18 protein-coding genes, 1 pseudogene and 1 other annotated feature are annotated in these 18,504 nt (G+C 33.7%); of the genes and pseudogenes, 18 read left to right on the top strand and 1 reads right to left on the bottom strand.

What is annotated here, in order from left to right; genetic code table 11:
* Position 1 precedes the first annotated feature (1 nt).
* The 15 genes and pseudogenes from glgA to Q9R40_RS06585 all read left to right on the top strand — a co-directional run bounded on the left by glgA (position 2) and on the right by Q9R40_RS06585 (position 16,021).
* Positions 2 to 1,435 (top strand): glycogen synthase GlgA, encoded by a 1,434-nt coding sequence (gene glgA, locus Q9R40_RS06655; protein WP_300593922.1) that lies wholly within the window; start codon positions 2 to 4, stop codon positions 1,433 to 1,435.
* Between the two features lie 16 nt (positions 1,436 to 1,451).
* Positions 1,452 to 3,857: a glycogen/starch/alpha-glucan phosphorylase gene (locus Q9R40_RS06650; protein WP_300593919.1), complete on the top strand. Its 2,406-nt coding sequence runs from the start codon at positions 1,452 to 1,454 to the stop codon at positions 3,855 to 3,857.
* Entirely contained in the window at positions 3,857 to 5,665 is a 1,809-nt protein-coding gene (locus tag Q9R40_RS06645) for a glycoside hydrolase family 13 protein (RefSeq protein WP_304676964.1), read from the top strand. Before Q9R40_RS06650 ends, Q9R40_RS06645 begins: the two co-directional genes overlap by 1 nt.
* A 131-nt stretch (positions 5,666 to 5,796) precedes the next feature.
* Positions 5,797 to 7,113, top strand: a complete 1,317-nt coding sequence (locus tag Q9R40_RS06640; RefSeq protein WP_304676963.1) for a C1 family peptidase — start codon at positions 5,797 to 5,799, stop codon at positions 7,111 to 7,113.
* 38 nt (positions 7,114 to 7,151) lie between these two features.
* Positions 7,152 to 7,322: a helix-turn-helix domain-containing protein gene (locus tag Q9R40_RS06635; RefSeq protein WP_297939239.1), complete on the top strand. Its 171-nt coding sequence runs from the start codon at positions 7,152 to 7,154 to the stop codon at positions 7,320 to 7,322.
* A 94-nt stretch (positions 7,323 to 7,416) separates the two neighbouring features.
* Positions 7,417 to 8,316, top strand: coding sequence for an alpha/beta hydrolase (locus tag Q9R40_RS06630; protein WP_304676962.1), 900 nt, complete (start codon positions 7,417 to 7,419; stop codon positions 8,314 to 8,316).
* Positions 8,317 to 8,513: 197 nt separating this feature from the next.
* Complete coding sequence (locus Q9R40_RS06625; RefSeq protein WP_304676961.1) at positions 8,514 to 10,310, top strand: DUF2207 domain-containing protein; 1,797 nt, start codon at positions 8,514 to 8,516, stop codon at positions 10,308 to 10,310.
* Between the two features lie 22 nt (positions 10,311 to 10,332).
* Positions 10,333 to 10,986, top strand: a complete 654-nt coding sequence (locus Q9R40_RS06620) for a glucose-6-phosphate 1-dehydrogenase family protein (protein ID WP_300593904.1) — start codon at positions 10,333 to 10,335, stop codon at positions 10,984 to 10,986.
* Positions 10,987 to 11,006: 20 nt separating this feature from the next.
* Positions 11,007 to 11,468 (top strand): hypothetical protein, encoded by a 462-nt coding sequence (locus Q9R40_RS06615; protein ID WP_192006484.1) that lies wholly within the window; start codon positions 11,007 to 11,009, stop codon positions 11,466 to 11,468.
* Positions 11,465 to 12,295, top strand: a pseudogene (locus tag Q9R40_RS06610) (PfkB family carbohydrate kinase). The gene Q9R40_RS06615 and the pseudogene Q9R40_RS06610 overlap by 4 nt, the downstream one beginning before the upstream one ends.
* 3 nt (positions 12,296 to 12,298) lie before the next feature.
* Positions 12,299 to 12,856, top strand: coding sequence for an ECF transporter S component (locus Q9R40_RS06605; protein ID WP_304676960.1), 558 nt, complete (start codon positions 12,299 to 12,301; stop codon positions 12,854 to 12,856).
* Between the two features lie 52 nt (positions 12,857 to 12,908).
* Positions 12,909 to 13,088 (top strand): 2-hydroxymuconate tautomerase, encoded by a 180-nt coding sequence (locus Q9R40_RS06600; RefSeq protein WP_003647546.1) that lies wholly within the window; start codon positions 12,909 to 12,911, stop codon positions 13,086 to 13,088.
* Positions 13,089 to 13,091: 3 nt separating this feature from the next.
* Positions 13,092 to 13,493 (top strand): hypothetical protein, encoded by a 402-nt coding sequence (locus tag Q9R40_RS06595; protein ID WP_297939191.1) that lies wholly within the window; start codon positions 13,092 to 13,094, stop codon positions 13,491 to 13,493.
* 291 nt (positions 13,494 to 13,784) lie between these two features.
* Positions 13,785 to 15,104 (top strand): DUF2325 domain-containing protein, encoded by a 1,320-nt coding sequence (locus Q9R40_RS06590; RefSeq protein ID WP_304676959.1) that lies wholly within the window; start codon positions 13,785 to 13,787, stop codon positions 15,102 to 15,104.
* A gap of 77 nt (positions 15,105 to 15,181) precedes the next feature.
* Positions 15,182 to 16,021, top strand: coding sequence for a YitT family protein (locus tag Q9R40_RS06585; protein ID WP_300593890.1), 840 nt, complete (start codon positions 15,182 to 15,184; stop codon positions 16,019 to 16,021).
* Here Q9R40_RS06585 and Q9R40_RS06580 read toward each other — a convergent pair.
* Positions 16,016 to 16,372 carry an arsenate reductase family protein gene (locus Q9R40_RS06580; RefSeq protein WP_297939183.1) on the bottom strand — a complete coding sequence of 119 codons (357 nt, stop codon included), beginning with the start codon at positions 16,370 to 16,372 and terminating at the stop codon, positions 16,016 to 16,018. The genes Q9R40_RS06585 and Q9R40_RS06580 overlap by 6 nt on opposite strands.
* A 119-nt stretch (positions 16,373 to 16,491) precedes the next feature.
* Positions 16,492 to 16,572 (top strand) — a sequence feature (ribosomal protein L21 leader region).
* Positions 16,573 to 16,586: 14 nt separating this feature from the next.
* Between Q9R40_RS06580 and rplU the strand changes: the two genes are divergently transcribed.
* The 3 genes from rplU (at position 16,587) to Q9R40_RS06565 (ending at position 18,397) form a co-directional block, all read left to right on the top strand.
* Positions 16,587 to 16,898, top strand: a complete 312-nt coding sequence (gene rplU / locus Q9R40_RS06575) for a 50S ribosomal protein L21 (RefSeq protein WP_003647543.1) — start codon at positions 16,587 to 16,589, stop codon at positions 16,896 to 16,898.
* Between the two features lie 19 nt (positions 16,899 to 16,917).
* The gene (rpmA, locus tag Q9R40_RS06570) at positions 16,918 to 17,217 is read left to right on the top strand and encodes a 50S ribosomal protein L27 (RefSeq protein WP_003647542.1); all 300 of its coding nucleotides are present in this window, start codon (positions 16,918 to 16,920) and stop codon (positions 17,215 to 17,217) included.
* Positions 17,218 to 17,287: 70 nt separating this feature from the next.
* Positions 17,288 to 18,397: an aminopeptidase P family protein gene (locus tag Q9R40_RS06565; RefSeq protein ID WP_297939179.1), complete on the top strand. Its 1,110-nt coding sequence runs from the start codon at positions 17,288 to 17,290 to the stop codon at positions 18,395 to 18,397.
* Positions 18,398 to 18,504: the final 107 nt, after the last annotated feature.

Here is an 18,504-nt window from a genome sequence, read left to right as displayed (position 1 = left end):
AATGACAAAAGTATTATTTGCAGCAGCAGAATGTGCGCCATTTTATAAGACTGGTGGCTTAGGAGATGTAGTAGCCGCTTTACCCAAATATTTGGCTAAGAAAAACGATGAAGTAGCAGTAGTGTTGCCTCTATATCAAGATTTAGATAATAAATATCGCAATAAACTTGAATATCAAGGTAATTTCTATGTTCCAGTTGGTTGGAGAAACCAATATTGTGGTGTATTTACGTACAAAAAAAATGGAGTCCTATATTTCTTTTTAGACAACGAATACTATTTTAAACGCCCAGGAATTTATGGTTACTATGATGATGGTGAACGATTTGCTTTCTTCCAGCAGGCTTTGATTATGATGATGGAAAGATTTAATTATATACCCGAAATTCTTCATTGTAATGACTACCATACTTCGTTTGTTCCTTTTCTACTTAAAGAAAAATGGGGATTTGTTAGTGCGTATCAATCAATTAAAACTGTTCTTACGATTCACAATATGGAATTCCAAGGAAAATATGATCCAAAAACCTTACCGGACTTTTTTAATTTGAATTATGAAAGATATGATGATGGTACGGTAAGACAGGACAATGATGTTAACTGGCTTAAAACAGGAATCCTATATGCTGATCAGGTTACAACAGTTAGCCCAAGCTATGCGGCTGAAATTCAAACGCCGGAATTTGGATGGGGATTAGATGGAGTACTGAGACTAGTTTCTTATAAACTTAGAGGAATTATAAACGGGATTGATTACGAAGAGTTCAACCCTGAAACAGATCGTGACTTAAAAGTAAACTATGACATTCATCATTTAAATAAAAAGGTTAAAAATAAACTATACCTCCAAAAAAAATTAGGCTTAAAAGTTGATAGTAGCATCCCGATGCTTGGGATGGTTACCCGGCTGACAGCTCAAAAGGGATGCCAACTAGTAATTGATGAGATAGAGAATATTTTAAAACTTGGAGTACAAGTAGTAATCTTAGGTAATGGGGATCCATATTTTGAACAGAGACTAAAGGCGGCAGCGGCTGCCCATGGAGATAATATGAGTTTAACGTTAGCGTTCGACCCTAAATTAGCTCAACAAATTTATGCTGGTGTAGATAGTTTCTTGATGCCATCAGCTTTTGAGCCTTGTGGTTTATCACAAATGATTTCTCTTCATTACGGCACTTTACCAATTGTTCACCAAATTGGTGGATTAAATGATACCGTTTGGGTATATGATAAAACCAAAAATGAAGGTACGGGATTTGGCTTTAAAGAATTTAATGGTTTCCAGATGGTAGAAGCCATTAAACGGATGTTAGATATTTATTATCAAAAAGATAAATGGTTTAAGATGCAACGTACGGCTATGAAATCGAATTTTTCTTGGGGAAATTCGGCCGATAAATATCAATGGATGTATGGAGAATTATTAGGATAAGGAGGATAAATTAGTTTTGAAATCGATAACTAAAAAAGAGTTTAAAGATAAATTATTAGAAGAACTTGATGATCAATTTGAAGTTGATATTTCCCATGCTAGCAATTTAGAAATTTACCGAGCTTTAGCTACAGTGGTCCAAGATGGATATGCTAAACTCTGGCGTCAAACCAGAATTGAAGAAGCGCATAGTGGTAAAAAACAAGTATACTATTTTTCAATTGAATTTTTACCAGGTACGCGTTTAAGAAGTACGTTGCTAAATTTAGGTTGGATGGATGTAGTAAAGTCCGGCCTAGAAGATCTAGGAGTTGATCTAGATGAAATTGCTGCTCAAGAACCAGATATGGCACTAGGAAATGGTGGATTAGGGCGATTAGCAGCGGCATTTATGGACTCACTTGCTTCAACTGGTTATATTGGTAATGGTAATGGAATTAGGTATAAGTATGGCCTATTTAAACAAAAATTTGTTAACGGTTATCAAGTAGAATTACCTAATGATTGGTTACAAACATCCAAGAGTTGGGGAGTTAGACGCGATAATAAATCTGAAATTGTGAGATTTGGCGGAAAAGTAGAATTAGTTAATGACGATAATTGGCTTGTACCAAAATATAGTGGTACAAATGATGTCGCCGCTGTTCCTTATGATGTTGCAATGGTTGGTTATCATCAAGATGTTGTCAATACTTTACGTCTTTGGGATGCAGAAGTGCCAGCAGGGGCTGAACTACAATATCCTACAATAGCTGATCGACGCAAGGTAGAAGATTTAACATCGGTATTATATCCAGATGATTCTAGCTATGAAGGAAGACTTTTAAGATTAAAGCAAGAGTATTTCTTTGTTTCTGCCGGTTTGCAAAGTATCTTGCACTATTTCAGAAACTCTCTTAAACAAACAGATCCAGAAAAATTACCTGAACATATTGCTGTTCATATTAATGATACTCATCCAGCTATGGCTATTGCTGAGTTAATGCGCTTATTAGTTGATGAATGGCGTCTTGATTGGGATAAGGCCTGGGATATAACTCAGAAAGTAATGAGTTATACTAACCATACAATTATGGCTGAAGCAATGGAGAAGTGGGACATAAATATGATGCAAGAGGTTGTTCCACGAATTTTACAAATTATTACTGAAATTGATCGTCGTTATGTGATTTCTTTGAGTAATAAAGTATCTGCTGAAAAGATAAATAGTACTAAAATTATTAAAGATGGAAAAGTCCAAATGGCTCATTTGGCTATTATTGGATCCCATTCTGTTAACGGAGTTGCACCACTTCATACTCGGCTCTTAGAAACTGTTGTCTTGAAAGACTTTTATGATTTATTCCCAGAAAAATTCAATAATAAGACTAATGGAATCACTTTAAGACGCTGGCTTCAAATTGCAAATCCTCGTTTGTCTGACTTGCTCGATAAAACTGTAGGAGAAGAGTGGCGGAGCAATAGTACTAAGATGCTAGAATTGCAAGATCAATATGATAATAGCAATGTTTTAACAAAAATTAATCAGATAAAATTTGAAAATAAAAAGGATTTATCTGACTTTATTAAAGTTAAGACTGGGATAAAAGTTGATCCAACAGCTATTTTTGATGTACAAATTAAACGTTTGCACGCATATAAACGGCAAACTTTAAAGTTACTTCATATTATTAAGTTATATCAAGATTTAAAGAATGGAATAGATCATCCAAAGAGGGTAGTAATCTTTGGTGCCAAAGCGGCTCCTAGCTATACTTTTGCTAAACAAGTCATTAAAGTGATTAATGAAGTTGCTGCTGTTATTAATAGTGATACAAGCATTCATGACAAGTTAAAAGTAGTATTTTTAGAAAACTATGATGTAACACTTGCTGAAAGAATTATTCCAGCGGCTGATTTAAGTGAGCAAATTTCTACTACTACTAAAGAAGCTAGTGGAACTAGTAACATGAAATTAATGGCCAATGGTGCTTTAACGATTGCAACAATGGATGGAGCAAACGTAGATATTGCTAAAGCAGTTGGAAAAGATAATATCTTTATTTTTGGACTAGAGAAGGATCAAGTTTACAGCTATTACAATAACCATAACTATCATCCGGGTGAAATTTATCATCAAGATAAGGAAGTAGCCGCAATTTTAGACAGTTTAATTAACGGTACTTTCCCTAAAGCAGCCACTGAAGGAAGAGTTCTTTATAATAATTTCTTGCAAGATAATGAAGAATTTTTTGTTGTTAAAGATTTAAAAGATTATCTTGCAAAGCAAGCCGACGTTGAGAAATTATGGAAAGATAAGAAATCTTGGTCACAAAAGTGTTTAGTAAATATTGCTCATTCAGAAGAATTTGATGCTGATTCTACTGTTAATCAATATGCAACTAAAATTTGGCACTTGAAGAAATTGAATAGTGGTAAATAATGCAAGTAAACTTTAATTCATGGGATGAGAACTGCAAACGCCCCTTTGGAGCGATTAAAACTAACCAAAAATGTGGTTTTCGGGTAACTGTAAGTGAACCAGCAGACCAGGTGATTTTATGGTTAACAAAAGATAGAGAAAGTCCAGTTCCCTATAAGATGGAATCAAGTAATCAGCTTAACTATCAAAATCAAATAGTTATTGATAGTCCCGGATTATATTGGTATTACTTTGAAGTAACATCTAAAGGAAAAAATTTTTTAGTAGGAAAAGATAAATTAGGTGCTAATAAAGTAGTAGATGATTTTAATAAGGTAAAGCAATATCAATTAACTTGCTATGCTGAAGATGTGCCAGAAGTAGATTGGTACACTAAGGGATTAGTTTATCAGATTTTTCCTGATTCTTTCAGTAATGGTAATCCACATCGAATTGTATATGGAGAAAAAAGAAATAGTTTTATTTATGCCACTCATGAAGATACCCCATATTACATTCGTGACAACAAGGGAAATATAGTTCGGTGGAGTTTTTATGGAGGAAATCTAGCCGGAATTACAAATGAGATTCCTTACTTAAAGAAGTTAGGTGTAACTACGGTTTATTTAAATCCAATTTTTTCTGCAACTAGTAACCATCGGTATGATACAAATGATTTCTTTAAAATTGATTCTATGTTAGGAACAGAAAAAGATTTTGTTAAATTGGCAAATAAATTGCATAAGAATGGTATTCATCTGATCTTAGACGGAGTCTTTAATCATGTTGGGGTACACAGTAAGTATTTTCAAAAGGCCATTAAGGATCCGAAAAGTTCCTATCGAGATTGGTTTAACTTTCAAAACTATCCTACTGAATATGCCAGTTGGTGGGGAATAAAAGATTTACCTGAAGTCAATAAAGATAATAAAGAGTATCAGAAAATGATCCTTGGTGATCAAGGAGTTTTGAAGAAATGGTTAGATTTAGGTGCAGATGGCTGGCGTATTGATGTCGCAGATGAATTACCGATGGATTTTTTAGAAAAAGTTCGTAATCGACTAGATCAAGAAAATTCTAAAATTTTAATTGGGGAAGTTTGGGAAGATGCTTCTAAAAAATATGTTAATAATGTCCGCAGACCATATACGAGTGGTAAGAATTTAACTGGTGTCATGAACTATCCAGCTCGTTCATTTGTTCTAAATCTTTTAAAGAACCAAGGGCTTGAAGAAGAAAGAGATATTATTAATGATTTTCTAGAATTGGTTGAAAATTATCCCGCTAGTTTTTTACATAATTGCTTAAATAATATTGGGACCCATGATACTGAACGAATTAAGACAGTAGTAAATAATGACGAAAATTTAGTTGCACTTGCATTTGGGATCTTATTTATGTTACCAGGCGTACCATGTATTTATTATGGTGATGAGGCTGGATTAGTAGGTGGAAAGGATCCTGATAATCGTCGCTTCTTTCCTTGGCAAAAAGAAAGTAAGTTTTTACAAAGGCAAAAAGAAAGTAAGTTTTTACAAAAAAGAGTACAAATTTTATCGAAAATTAGGCAGACCAACTCTGCAATCGTAGCTGGAAAGATAGGAATAATTAATTTTCAAAATGGACTCTATTCTATAGTGAGATATGATGATAGTAAAATTGCAGTATATACCTTTAATAAGAGTACAGTTGATAAAAAGATATCACTAGCCAATATAGAAAAATACCATATTAATAAGGATGTTTGGTTAATTATTAAAGATAATTGGGAACCAGCTAGCATAAGAGCAGAAAGCGATAATTTCCAATTCTTTAAGATTAAGGAATAAGAAGGGAAGAGAAGATTGTGTCAAAGCAATCTTCTCTTTTTTAGAAAATTAAACTTGATATTTCTTAAAATTAATGTAAGATTAAAATAATTAAGTAAATCTAATAGTGTAGTGATTAAAAGGAAGAAAAAATGAGCACTTTATCTGAACAAGAATTAGCAGCTTTTTCTGCAGATTTTAATAAAAACGATAAAAATAAAGTAGCTTCTAGAGCTGCTCGTCAAAATGGATTATTTGAAGCTTCATTTAATGATGAAGTTTCCAAGCGATTAAACCACACTTTTTCAACTGAACTTGATATCGGTGGAGTTACGGATCAAAAGCATTCGGGGCGTTGTTGGGAATTTGCCACTTTAAATGTTTTACGTCATCATTTTGGCAAAAAGTATCATGTCAAAGATTTTACTTTTTCCCAAGCTTATAACTTCTTTTGGGATAAAATTGAAAGAGCAAATGCTTTTTACGACAGCATGATTCGTTTAGCGGACAAACCAATTGATGATCGCGAAGTTGAAACTTGGTTTAACTTTGCAGGTCAAGATGGTGGATTATGGCAAATGGCTATTAATCTAGTTAAAAAATATGGTGTTGTTCCATCATATGCGATGCCAGAAAATGCAACTTCAAATAATACTAGTGCTCTAATTGATTCCTTAGCGCGTAAAGAAAGAAAAGATGCTTTGGTACTGCGTAAATTAGTTCAAGAAGGTAAGCCGGAAGAAGCTAAAAAAGCCAAGAAAGAATTTTTAAATGAAGTTTACCGCATGGCAGCAGTTGCTTTGGGTGAGCCACCTAAGAAATTTGATTTAGAGTACCGAGACGATGACAAGAAATATCATTTAGAAAAAGATTTAACTCCACGCCAATTTGCTGAAAAATATTTAAAAGACTTTAATTGGGATGATTACGTTGTTTTATTAAATTCACCTAATTATGATTACAATAAACGCTATCACCAAGGTTTATACGATAATGTGGCTGGTGGAACTCCGATTACGGGGCTAAATGTACCAATTGAAGTGTTAGCAAGAGCAGCTGCAGCACAATTAAAAGATGGAAAAGCAGTTATTTTTGGAAATGACGTTTTAAAGCAGATGGAACGTAAGACTGGTTTTCTTGATACTGAATTATATAAAACTGATGACTTATTCAGTGTTGATACGCAAATGAGTAAGGCAGATCGTCTAGCTACTGGTGAAGGAGCCGCAACCCACGATATGACCTTAGTCGGTGTAGACGAAGATAATGGAGAAATTCGTAAATGGAAAGTGGAAAATTCTTGGGGCGATAAGTATGGTCACAAGGGATTCTACGAAATGAGTCAAAAGTGGTTTGAAGAATATGTGTATGATGTAGTTGTTGATAAGAAGTATTTATCTGAGGATCTAGTTAAACTCTGGGAAGCTCCAGCTATTGACTTAAAACCTTGGGAACATATTGGATTATAATAAATTGAACTTATCTTTGGTTTGATTAACAAAACTATATTAATAATGTCAGGGCTGAGCATGCGTATCATGAGTTAAAACATTCAAAGAATAATCTGACCCAAATTGTAATTAATAATGGATTTTCGAGTATTAGAACGATGAATCGAGCCTTTAATAAATTGTATGGTGAAAGTGCATCTAAAATAAAAAAGAAACGATCAAAATAGGTCAATTTACGCCAGTTAATGGTTAATATTGACCTATTTTTTATATTTATTTTCTATTGTTATGAAAACGACTTCATTACCAGAGGGACCAATTATGAAAGAACAAGATATTTTAGAAGCTGTTGAAAAAATGCGTATTGATTGGAAGAAGAATGATGATAAAAGAGATAGTGGGTTACCTCACGATCTTCCAGAGGTAAAGCGTGTAGATGATATTCAATATGGTAACGATCCTAAATGGAATCTATTAGATATATATTTACCAAAAAATATTGAAGGAAAAATTCCCGTTATCATTAATATTCATGGAGGTGGTTGGGTTTACGGTACTAAAGAAACCTATCAATTTTATGGACTAGGAATGGCTAAACGAGGCTTTGCTTTTATAAATCCCAACTATAAGTTAGGACCAGAAGTAAAGTTTCCAGAAGAACTAAATCAAGTCAATGAATATATTCACTGGGTAGCAAAACATGCAGATGAATATAATCTTGATAAAAACAATGTTTTCTTAGTTGGGGATTCTGCTGGTGGTCAAATGGCTGAACAATACACGTCGATTCTGACTAATCCGGTATATCGAGAAAAATTTGGCTATACCTTCCCTGATTTGAAGTTCAGAGCAGTTGCCTTAAACTCACCAGCTACTTTTATGAAAGATCCAGGGATGATGATGGGAGCTCCCTTGGCTTACTTTGATCCAGAAGTAATGAAGAGTGCTAAGAATCAGGACTTAATTGATGTTGAAAAATATATTACCGAGGACTTTTTGCCTACCTTTATTTCAACAGCTAATGAAGACTTTATTCATGATTGTGCAGTACGATTAGATGGATTTTTAAGGGCTAAAGGCGTAGAAGTTATTCAAAAATCTTGGGGTGATGAAAAGCATCCCGAACCACATGTTTTTCTAATTAATCAAAAGGATGAGTTAGCGAGGGAAGCTAATGATGAAGAAGCAGCATTTTTTAGAGGACATATTGTAAAAGAGTAGTAGAAAAGGCTATAGTTGAGATGTTATCGATAATTTCAAATATTGGAATTGTTGTTGCCCTATTAATACATTCATAAAAAACAAAGAGTTACTGCTTAAATTGAATTGCTATTAAAGTGCTAGAATAAAATCTAGCGCTTTTTTTGTGCATTAAGTTATAATTAAGCAAAAACTCACTTTTTTTGTTAGAGGATTGTATGAAGAAAATTTTTTATGTAATGACTGAAATAATTCTTTTTTTAATTTCAGTTATAGCCTTTACCAAACCAGCCTTGGCTGATGTGAATTATGATATTACCAATGTTGATGTTACAGCACGCGTTAATTCAAATGGCTCTTTATCTATGGAGAGAAGGATCACCTATAAATTTGATGATGACGCTCATGGTATTTTTTATCAGCAAAATTTAGCCAATAATCAAGAATTAAAAAATCCGCAGGTTAGAATTTTGGCTGACAAAAATTCACAAATGGTAGTACCAAGTGCGACTCATGAAAATAATACTTATGAATTAAGTCATAGTGATCATGGCTATCGTTTTAAAGTTTGGCATAGTGTAAGAGATGGAGATAAGTGTACAGTAATTTATACTTATGAAATTACAAATGCAATTACGAATTGGAAAGATACAGCTGAACTTAATTTTAAGATTATTGGAGATGGCTGGGATACAGATTTAGACAATGTACGAGTAGGCATTTTCTTCCCAGGACCGGTTAAAGACTTAAAAGCCTGGGCACATGGAGATCTATCTGGCCAAATTACAGTTAATCCGCAAAAAGGCAATATTATTATGACCGCCTCTAACGTAGGTGGAGATGAAGGGATTGAAGTCCATAGTCTTTTTCCTGTGGAGGTAACTAATCAAAATAAGAATGTTAAAGATCAAGATCATAAAAAATATGTTTTAGATCAAGAGGCCAGATTTGCACAGCAAGCTAACGAGCGACGGCAAAGAAGCAAGCTTCTTGGCATAGGTGCGCTTGTAATCTCTGGATTACTTTCTTTATTAGCAATTATTAGAAGTGTTACTTTAAAAAAGTCTGGAGTTAAGCCAAAAAAAGAAAAGCAACTAGCTAGAAATTATGAAATTCCGTCAGTTTCACCGGTAATGGCTGAAATTTTAGATACAGGAGATGAGCCAAGTTCTAGGGCTTTAACTGCGTCTCTAATGGAATTAGCTGTCCAAAAAAAGATTAAAATCGATCCTATCAAGATAAGAAAAAGAACGTACTACAAAATTTCTTTAATTGATGAAAATATAATGCCAAACAATTCTTTATTGAATTACTTATTTGATAAAGTAGGCGATGACAAGAGTTTTACAACATACGAACTTAAAAAACACCACTCCTCTAAGTTGGGAAAGAAGTTCAATAAGTGGCAAGAACAAGAAATGCAGAAAGCAACTAGAGCAGGATTTTTTGATGAAAAGCTTGAACATAAACAGCACGCTAATTCGATTTTGATGGTGACTTTACTAATCTTGAGTGGTATTGCAATGTTCAGCGCATTCTTTTCGAATGAGGAAAATATCGCTTTGTTTATATGTGCTGCAATTTTATTAGTACTGGCAATTTTGGCAGTTGTTTCTAATAAGAAGAAATTATCAGCTTATACAGCAAGAGGAGCAGAAGTAACTAATCAAGTTCGCGGATTTAAGAAAATGCTAGATGAAATTGGTAATTTCAAGATGCGTGATATTGGAGAACTGATCTTGTGGGAAGAAATAATGCCATATGCCGTTGCTCTTGGTGTATCTAAAAAAGTATTAAAACAATTGAAACTAGAATTTGCAGATGAAATTGACGATACAAATCTATTATTCTGGGGTACTTTTTACAGTGATGGAAAGAATGGATTTGCAAATAATTTTAACTCTAGTTTTGAGTCGGCAACTAACATAAATTCATCTCCTTCTGGTGGATCTGGTGGATTTTCTGGTGGTTCATCCGGTGGCTTTGGTGGTGGCAGCGGAGGCGGTGCCTTTTAAAGATTGATTATAGGAGAAAAGAATGACAGTTTTAACTAATAAAATGTATGAGATATTTGACCAAGAAGAATTTTCTTTTAAAAAATTAAAAGTTAATAAAACACCAGAAGAAATAGATACAATTAAACAAGAATTTAAAGGTGTCTGGCAAATTTGGAAAACAGTTCAATTAAATGTGGCAGAACAACTACTGACAGGAAAATTTGCAAAAGTTCATGTTGAAAGCTGGACTAATGGATGGAATTTAAGAGATCATTTTTGGGCCAGTTATCGCTTAGCTTCCTTAGCAGACTATAATCCTTGTATTGGCGTCATGCTTGATAAGAAGCAATTACAAGTTTATTTGATGTTTCAATATTATAAGAGTGATAAGCGTCAGGGAACTGTGAGTGAATACAATACGCTTTTAACTGATATTTCAAAGTGGGGTTCTAGTTTAGATATTTCAAACTGGTATTTGTGGGATAAAAATGAAATGGAATTCAGCAATCATTTAGCTTTAGCAGAATATTTGAGCAATTATGAAAAGAAAACTCAATTTGATCAGGAGGCTATCAAAAGTAGCTTTTTACTAGGAAAGTTTGCCTTTCGTGATCATGATAATGTTGATAATATGGAGAAATTTATTATAGAAGGAATCAATGATTTAATTCCTTTATATGAAAAATTAAGTTAAGTAAAAAAGTTGGAGAAAATTTGCAAAAAAGACATGAATATATTTGGTGTTTAATCGAACTCTCAAATGGTAATAAAGAATGGTATTGTCTAAGTAAAGTATTAAGACGAGCTCTTTTTATCGAAAAGAAACATAATCAATTCTGGAAAAAAACGATGATTGGTAATTATATTACTGTAGCTCGGAGTAAGTATATTAGGGGACGAGCAAGATTAACGGTTGGCCGGATTGAAAAAATTAGAATTCGAAAAAATGGTGCAGCCGATTGGCATTGGAGCCGAAATCAATTTGTTACAGCAGCGCACTTACTGGATCTTAAAGATTCATTTAATTATTTAAAGCATGATTATTGTTGGTATAATCGTTTAGCGATTAAAGTAGCCTTAATTTATTGGCATAATAAGTTATTACAAGCTGAGTTGAATTCAAAGCGATATGCTATTAAGAAAAAACGACTTAAGTTAGAAAGAAAAATAAAATGAAGGAAAAACTTTTAATTAGTCAAGATTTGTCTTGCCTGGGTCATGTCTCCCTAAGCGTTGCTTTACCAATTTTAGGAGCATGTGGGTATCAGCCAGATATTTTACCAACAGCGATTTTATCTACTCATACTGGTGGATTTGGCAATAACACCTTTTTGGCGCTAAATAATGAAATGAGCAGAATTGTTGCTCACTGGCAAGAAGAAAAAATTACTTTTAAAAATTTATACTTAGGCTATTTGGGAAGAAATGCCATTGATTTTTGAATTGAGCATATTTCTGATTTTAGAAATACTAACGTAATACTGCTCGATCCAGCAATGGCAGATTCAGGAAAGTTATATAGCGGCTTAGATATAGAATATGTGGTAAAAATGCGCGAACTTGCAAGGCAAGCAACTATTTTAACTCCGAATTTAACTGAAGCATGTCTGTTACTGAATAAGGAATATAGAAATTTTTCAATAAATGAAATTAAAGAAATTGCTGTCGAGTTAAAAGAAAAGTTTAAGTTAGATGGTCTGGTAATTACTGGCATTTTCTTAGAAAATAAAGTGAAGATGGTTGGATTAGTAAATGATAGTAAAATTTTCGTAATCGAAAATGGAAAAATTGCTCGTTCATTTTTTGGTACGGGAGATATGTTTGCAAGTAGCTTATTGGCAGGAATTTTAGCCGGATATTCATTAAAAGAAAGTGCACAAATAGCAGGTGATTTTGTCAAATTGGCGATTAAAAAGACTGATTTAAGACAAGATAAACGGTTAGGACCGAACTATGCGGGTGCGCTATCCTGGTTAATGAACAAGGTGGAAGGAAAGAGATAATAAATGCGAACAAGAGAAAATTCATTAGTTTCAATAATTATGACTGGATTATTTGCGACAATAATTTATTTGGGTGTTTGGGTTTTAAGAATTCCAGTTCCTGCTTTAGTGGGGCGTCCATTTATTCATTTTGGTAATACGTTAACGGCTGTTGCAATTTTATATTTAGGTTATCGTAATGGAATGCTAGCTGGGATTATCGGATTGGGCGGCTTTGATCTGCTTAATGGTTACGCTGCAACATCGTGGTTAACAATGCTAGAAGTTGTAGTGGTCGCAAGTGTTTTAACAGCAGTATATAAGGGGATGCACTATCAAGATAGTAAGAAAAATATTATTATTTTGGGAATTATTGCTGGAATTACGAAAATTTTTACTACCTACTGTGTCTCAATCGTAGAAGCTTTAATGGTGGGAACTAGTTTAAATGTGGCTTTAGTTAGCTCTTTTGTTAGTTTGCCGGCAACGGTCATCAATTCGATTTCGACAGCAATTTGTACCCCAATCTTATACTTTGCAGTCCGTGATGGTGCAAGAAGAATTTTAAGAAGGACTGCTTAATTAAAATAGATTTGTTATAATTTTGATTAAAGATAAAAAGGAGGAATTTTAAATGCCATTTGTACATGTAGAGCTAATTAAGGGTAGAAGCGATGAGCAACTTACTCAAATGATGAAAGATATCACCGAAGCTGTTCATAAGAATACTGGTGCTCCAAAAGAACATATTCATGTAATTATTAATGAACTTGATAAACATACTTATGGTCAAGGCGGCGAATGGAGGGCTTAAAAATTGAAAAGGTTTTCTATTAATCGCTTAATAAAACTGGGATTAATTTTTAGTACAGTATGGTTTGTTTATCTTTTATTTTTTAGCTTTAAAAGTCCAACTGATTTTTCAAACTTACGCACCTTACCAACTGCTAGAGTAATTAGTCTGTTTGTAATTCTTATTGTTATAAGCTTATTTTTAGGTTTTATTTTAGCCGGTGTTTGGCTGAGTATAGATCAACCAAAAGTTAAGTTTAAGTGGGAGTATCTATATAAAGGAATTCTTGTTGGAATAGTGTGGGCAGCTTTTGATATGTTTATGGTTAATTCAGGAAAGTTTATGATTATTCCAGTAATTATTGATTTAATTATAGGTACTTTAATTGGAATGTTGCTTTTTAATCGAAGAGCGTCCAAAAAATAAATAAAAAATCGTGATTAGCAATTAACTAATCACGATTTTTTTGTTTAGTCTAATCTTCTTTTTTTGCTTCTTCTAAAGCCTTCATGATTGAAGGATTCTTTGAATGACAATCTTTTAACATTTGGTAATCTTCTTCAGATAATGTAACAGTGTACTTAGTCATGATTTTTCCTCACTTTTTATTTTTTACCTTTAATATATCACTTTATTGATAGAATTGATAAAGAAATTTTGAATTGAATATTGTTAAATAGCTATAATAGATAAAAAGTAAGTAAGAAAGTGGTTAAAATGTTTGACTATCGAAATAATTTAAAAAGAATACTAAATAATACAGAAGGCGACGAAAAAAGCCTGAAAAATAGCTTGAATGCAATTAAGTTGGTATTAGGAATGACCGGAGAGAGTAATGAAAATGGAGCTGATGGTGAACTTGATCCCAAAGTTATTGCCCAAATAAATACTTTTTTGCAAGGAATAACTAAATTAATTGAGCATCCTGGTAATAAAGATGCTAAAAAGACAGCTTTAGGCGCACTGCATAAATTAACTTTTGATCAAAATATTACTGCCAATTTTGGAAAACAATTAGGACAGCTAGATCAAGCAATTCAATCATCTGAGGAAACAAGTAGTGCAGTAAATAGAAAAATTTTTGAAGAGGCATTAAAGCCTAAAAAAGAAAAAGTACGTGACTATCGAAAGGGGAGACGTTATACAGTTATTCGTGCATTGAAGGGTGCAGATCTAATCAATGATAATGGAGAAGTGGTTTTTGAAGTTAATGAAAGTCAAATCCATGACTTAAACTTAAAGAGTGGTGATATTGTTGAAGCTATACCGTTATCCGATGGATTAAATGAAGCTGAAGTTTTACGAGTTGTCGGCTATAAAAAATTGCGCAGTCGTGATTATGACAAAATAGAAGATTTTAAGTATGGTGTAGTACAAGGAACCCCTGGAAATCTAAGCGTTTCGCGTAATATTCACGGAGAAAGGCTAACAATAAATCATAAGCCGGTGATTGTTGCCCTTGATTCTAGTTATTATCAAAATGGAAGTGTACATCTAGAAGATGGGTCGATTGTTGACTTAGCTTGGTATACCGGTGATGTAAGACTTAAGAAAGATCCAGCTAGTGCCGTTCAAATTCGATGGATTTATGAAACTGAGCAACCAAAACGGACTTCTAAAACTAAAAAAGAAAAGTCAAGTCGGGAAAACACGCAGAAACTGGCACAATTAGATATGAATTTGCATTATCAAAGAGTGGGAATTGGAGTTGGTGATAATCAAAATGAAGCCGTTCTAGAAGGTATTGTTAATCGCTACAATGGTATTGCAATTCCAATCGATGCTTTTGAAGGAAAGAAAAAGGTAATTGAAAATCAAATTAAAGATTTAGATATTGTAATTTTAGTGATAGCTTTTGCAGCTCATGATAGTACTTGGAATATTAGAGAATTTGCCAGCAAATATCATGTAAAATTTGCTGTTAGTTCCAGCAAAGGATATCAGGCTTTTGAGCGTGCTTTATATCGGGCAGAAAATGGCATGCCAGCTTATGAAGGAAACCAGCAATTAGAATATAAAATGTTAAAAAATAATTAGGAATAAAGGATGAAACTGACAAGCTGGATAGAAATTAGATAAAATATTAATAACTTATTTTTAGGAAGGATGATGAAATGACAAAAAACATTAAAAAGAAATCTTGGATGCGCTGGGTAGTATTTTTAGCCGGCCTAGAAATTATCGCCATTTCTATTAATTTCTTCTATGGTCCAATTAATATTGCTGCGGGAGGATCAACTGGTATTTCAATTTTAGTTGACGCAGTATGGGGAATTAACCGTTCAATAACGGTTTTAGTTGTTAATATTTTAATGTTGATTTTAGCAGCCATCTTTTTAGGAAAAAAGACAACGAAGAACGTTGCCTTAGGTAGTTTATTATTACCAATACTAATGGAGATTACCCCAAGTTTTAAAATTACTAATAATCAATTACTTGCTGTAATTTACGGTGGAGTATTAATGGGATTAGGAGTGTCTCTTCTTTATCGTGTAAATGCATCAAGTGGGGGTACAACAATCCCACCAATGATTTTGAAAAAATATTTTTATATTAATCCAGCAGTTGGCTTACTTGGAATTGATATGATAATTATTTTCCTAAATATATTTGTTGATGGATGGAATGCCTTTTTACTAGCTGCTTTGTCTCAGGTAGTTACATCGATGACGATGAACTATGCAGAAGCAGGCTTTGATCGAAAATATCAAGTTCGTATTATGAGTAATAAACATTTTACCGAATTGAAAACTATGTTACTAGATAATTATAATGGGTTAACAATTTATGATGTTGTTGGTGGCTATAGCGATGATGACAAAAAACAATTACTTTTAGTAGTTGATACACGTGAGTACGGTCCTTTGATTAGTAAAATTCATGAAATTGACCCTGACGCATTTATTATTACTGATACAGTAGCTCGGGTTCATGGAGGCCAATGGGGACTATAGCCAGACTTTTTCGTACGTGTTTTCTTTGAAGCCACAAGTTAATTTCTTACCGTCAGTTACTAACGGTCTCTTAATTAATTTTCCGTTCTGTGAAAGTAATGTGGCAGCTTCCTTAATTGACATGGAATTAATTTGATCTTTTAAATGCATCTGACGGTAGACTTGTCCCGATGTATTAAAGAAGTATCTTAAACCTCTATCTTGAAACTTATTTAGCCACTTAAGCAAGTCTTCTTGTTTAGGTGGCTTTTCTACTAAATCTTGATACTCATATGCAATATGGTGGTCATCCAGCCATTTTTGTGCTTTTTTAGAGGTAGAACAACGTTTGTATCCGTAAAATTTGATCATACTGTACTCCTTTTAAAAAAATATCTACTAAATATTCTATTATTTTTTGGAAATTTTGATATTGAATTGCTTTAAAAGAGGGATGAGAGTATACTGTAAGAGTTGTATTTGTGGAAACCTCACATCTGCAACCGCACGTTTATGAGGTTAGAAGAGAATTAACGGTAATTCCACCTCATGCGGCGAGTCTAAGTATTTTTTCGGAGGTGTACAAATGTACGCAGTTATTAAAACCGGTGGTAAGCAATACAAGGTTGCTAAGGGCGACAGCGTTTTTGTTGAAAAACTTGAAGTTAAGCCTGGTGACGAAGTAACTTTTGATGAAGTTATTCTTGTAAACGATGGTAAATCAACTAAGATTGGTACTCCAGTAGTCGAAGGTGCTAAAGTTGTTGCTAAAGTTGAAAAGCAAGGCAAAGAAAAGAAAGTTGTTACTTTCAAGTACAAGCCTAAGAAGCACTCACATACTAAGTATGGTCACCGTCAACCTTACACTAAGGTAACTATCGAAAGCATTGAAGCTTAATTAAGGGGTGAAACAAATTATGATGATTAATAATCTTGAAGCACTTAAATTATTTGCCCACCACAAGGGTGGTGGTTCAACTGCTAACGGTCGTAACTCAGCTGGTCGTCGTTTAGGCGCAAAGCGTGCTGATGGTCAAAAGATCAATGCAGGTTCAATCATTTTCCGTCAACGCGGTACTAAGATCCACCCAGGTAAGAACGTTGGTATTGGTGGCGACGACACTTTGTTTGCTTTAACTAGTGGCGTTGTTAAATTCGAACGTTTGGGCAGAGATCGTAAACAAGTTTCTGTTTACCCAGTTGAAGAAGCAAAATAATTTTCTTTTGCAGGCTGGACGTCCCTAAGGAACGTTCAGTCTTTTTTTCTACTCAGGAGGATACAAGCCTATGTCTTCAGATCAAGAGTTACTAACTTTACTTAATAATCGAATTAGTAAAACTACTAAATTAATTAAAGATAAGCAAGCAGATGCGCTAGTCATTTTTAATCAAGCTAATTATCGCTTTTTAACCAATTTTTCTGGTGAAGAAGCGGAACTTATTTTAACTGCAAATGGAGATCGTGTTTTATTGTCTGATTCACGTTTCAAAGATCAAATTCGTCACCAGGCACCTGGTGAAATGAAAGTAGTTATGCAAACTATGGACGTGATAAAAGAAATTGCCAGACAACTAAAGCAGCTAGATGTGAAAAATGTTTTAGTTGAAGGAGAATTTATTTCTGCAACTCAATTTGAAGCTCTTAAGCAGGCTTGTCCTGATCTTAATTTTATTTTAAGTGCTGAATTAGTAGAAACAGTTCGTAATATAAAAGATGAGCTCGAATTAGCAACTTTGCAAAAGGCAATTGATATATCAGCCCAAAGTTTTAAAGAAATCTTGCCTTTAATTAAGCCTGGTGTTAGTGAGCGTGCGATTGGAGCAAAATTAGACTATTTGTTCAAAATGAATGGTGGAGACGGTCCTTCGTTTGAGACAATAATTGCTTCCGGATATCGTGGCAGTTGGGCTCATGGAGTTGCGAGTGATAAAAAGATTCAAAAAGGTGAATTAATTGTAATTGACTTTGGAAGTTTTTATCATGGTTATACTGCAGATATTACTAGAACAGTTGCTTTAGGCCAAGTAGAGCCTGAACTAGAAAAAATATATTATATTGTACTAGAAGCACAAAAACGGGGAATTGCGGCTGCAATTGCTGGAAATACTGGTAACGACATCGACCAAGCTGGTAGAAACTACATTAAAGAGCAAGGATATGGGGAGTACTTTGGTCACGGTATTGGTCATGGAATTGGCTTAGAAGTACATGAGCTCTGTACGCCAGCAATGCCATATAGTAAAGAAATTATGAAAAATAATATGGCAATCACGGTTGAGCCGGGAATTTATTTGCCAGACCTTGGCGGTGTCAGAATTGAAGATGATGTTTTAATTAAAGATAGTCATCCTTATGTAATGTCACAGTTGCCAAAAGATGAACTTTTAATCTTATAATTTTGTATATTTATGCGGTTAATGTTGCGAAACAACAGATAAGATTGGTAATATAAGTAAGTGTAGAAATGAGGTAATTTTACTATGACAATGATCTCAGTTAATGA

Source organism: uncultured Lactobacillus sp., assembly GCF_948948975.1.
Lineage (GTDB): Bacteria > Bacillota > Bacilli > Lactobacillales > Lactobacillaceae > Lactobacillus.
The sequence above is the reverse complement of the archived record's forward strand: the minus strand, read 5'-3'. Positions and strand labels throughout refer to the sequence as shown.

Coding starts and splice junctions, on each gene's coding strand:
- Q9R40_RS06565 (WP_297939179.1), top strand. CDS start 17,288: ATGTCTTCAGATCAAGAGTTACTAACTTTACTTAATAATCGAATTAGT.
- Q9R40_RS06605 (WP_304676960.1), top strand. CDS start 12,299: ATGCGAACAAGAGAAAATTCATTAGTTTCAATAATTATGACTGGATTA.
- Q9R40_RS06625 (WP_304676961.1), top strand. CDS start 8,514: ATGAAGAAAATTTTTTATGTAATGACTGAAATAATTCTTTTTTTAATT.
- Q9R40_RS06640 (WP_304676963.1), top strand. CDS start 5,797: ATGAGCACTTTATCTGAACAAGAATTAGCAGCTTTTTCTGCAGATTTT.
- Q9R40_RS06585 (WP_300593890.1), top strand. CDS start 15,182: ATGACAAAAAACATTAAAAAGAAATCTTGGATGCGCTGGGTAGTATTT.
- Q9R40_RS06590 (WP_304676959.1), top strand. CDS start 13,785: ATGTTTGACTATCGAAATAATTTAAAAAGAATACTAAATAATACAGAA.
- rplU (WP_003647543.1), top strand. CDS start 16,587: ATGTACGCAGTTATTAAAACCGGTGGTAAGCAATACAAGGTTGCTAAG.
- Q9R40_RS06645 (WP_304676964.1), top strand. CDS start 3,857: ATGCAAGTAAACTTTAATTCATGGGATGAGAACTGCAAACGCCCCTTT.
- Q9R40_RS06600 (WP_003647546.1), top strand. CDS start 12,909: ATGCCATTTGTACATGTAGAGCTAATTAAGGGTAGAAGCGATGAGCAA.
- glgA (WP_300593922.1), top strand. CDS start 2: ATGACAAAAGTATTATTTGCAGCAGCAGAATGTGCGCCATTTTATAAG.
- Q9R40_RS06620 (WP_300593904.1), top strand. CDS start 10,333: ATGACAGTTTTAACTAATAAAATGTATGAGATATTTGACCAAGAAGAA.
- Q9R40_RS06630 (WP_304676962.1), top strand. CDS start 7,417: ATGAAAGAACAAGATATTTTAGAAGCTGTTGAAAAAATGCGTATTGAT.
- Q9R40_RS06580 (WP_297939183.1), bottom strand. CDS start 16,372: ATGATCAAATTTTACGGATACAAACGTTGTTCTACCTCTAAAAAAGCA.
- rpmA (WP_003647542.1), top strand. CDS start 16,918: ATGATGATTAATAATCTTGAAGCACTTAAATTATTTGCCCACCACAAG.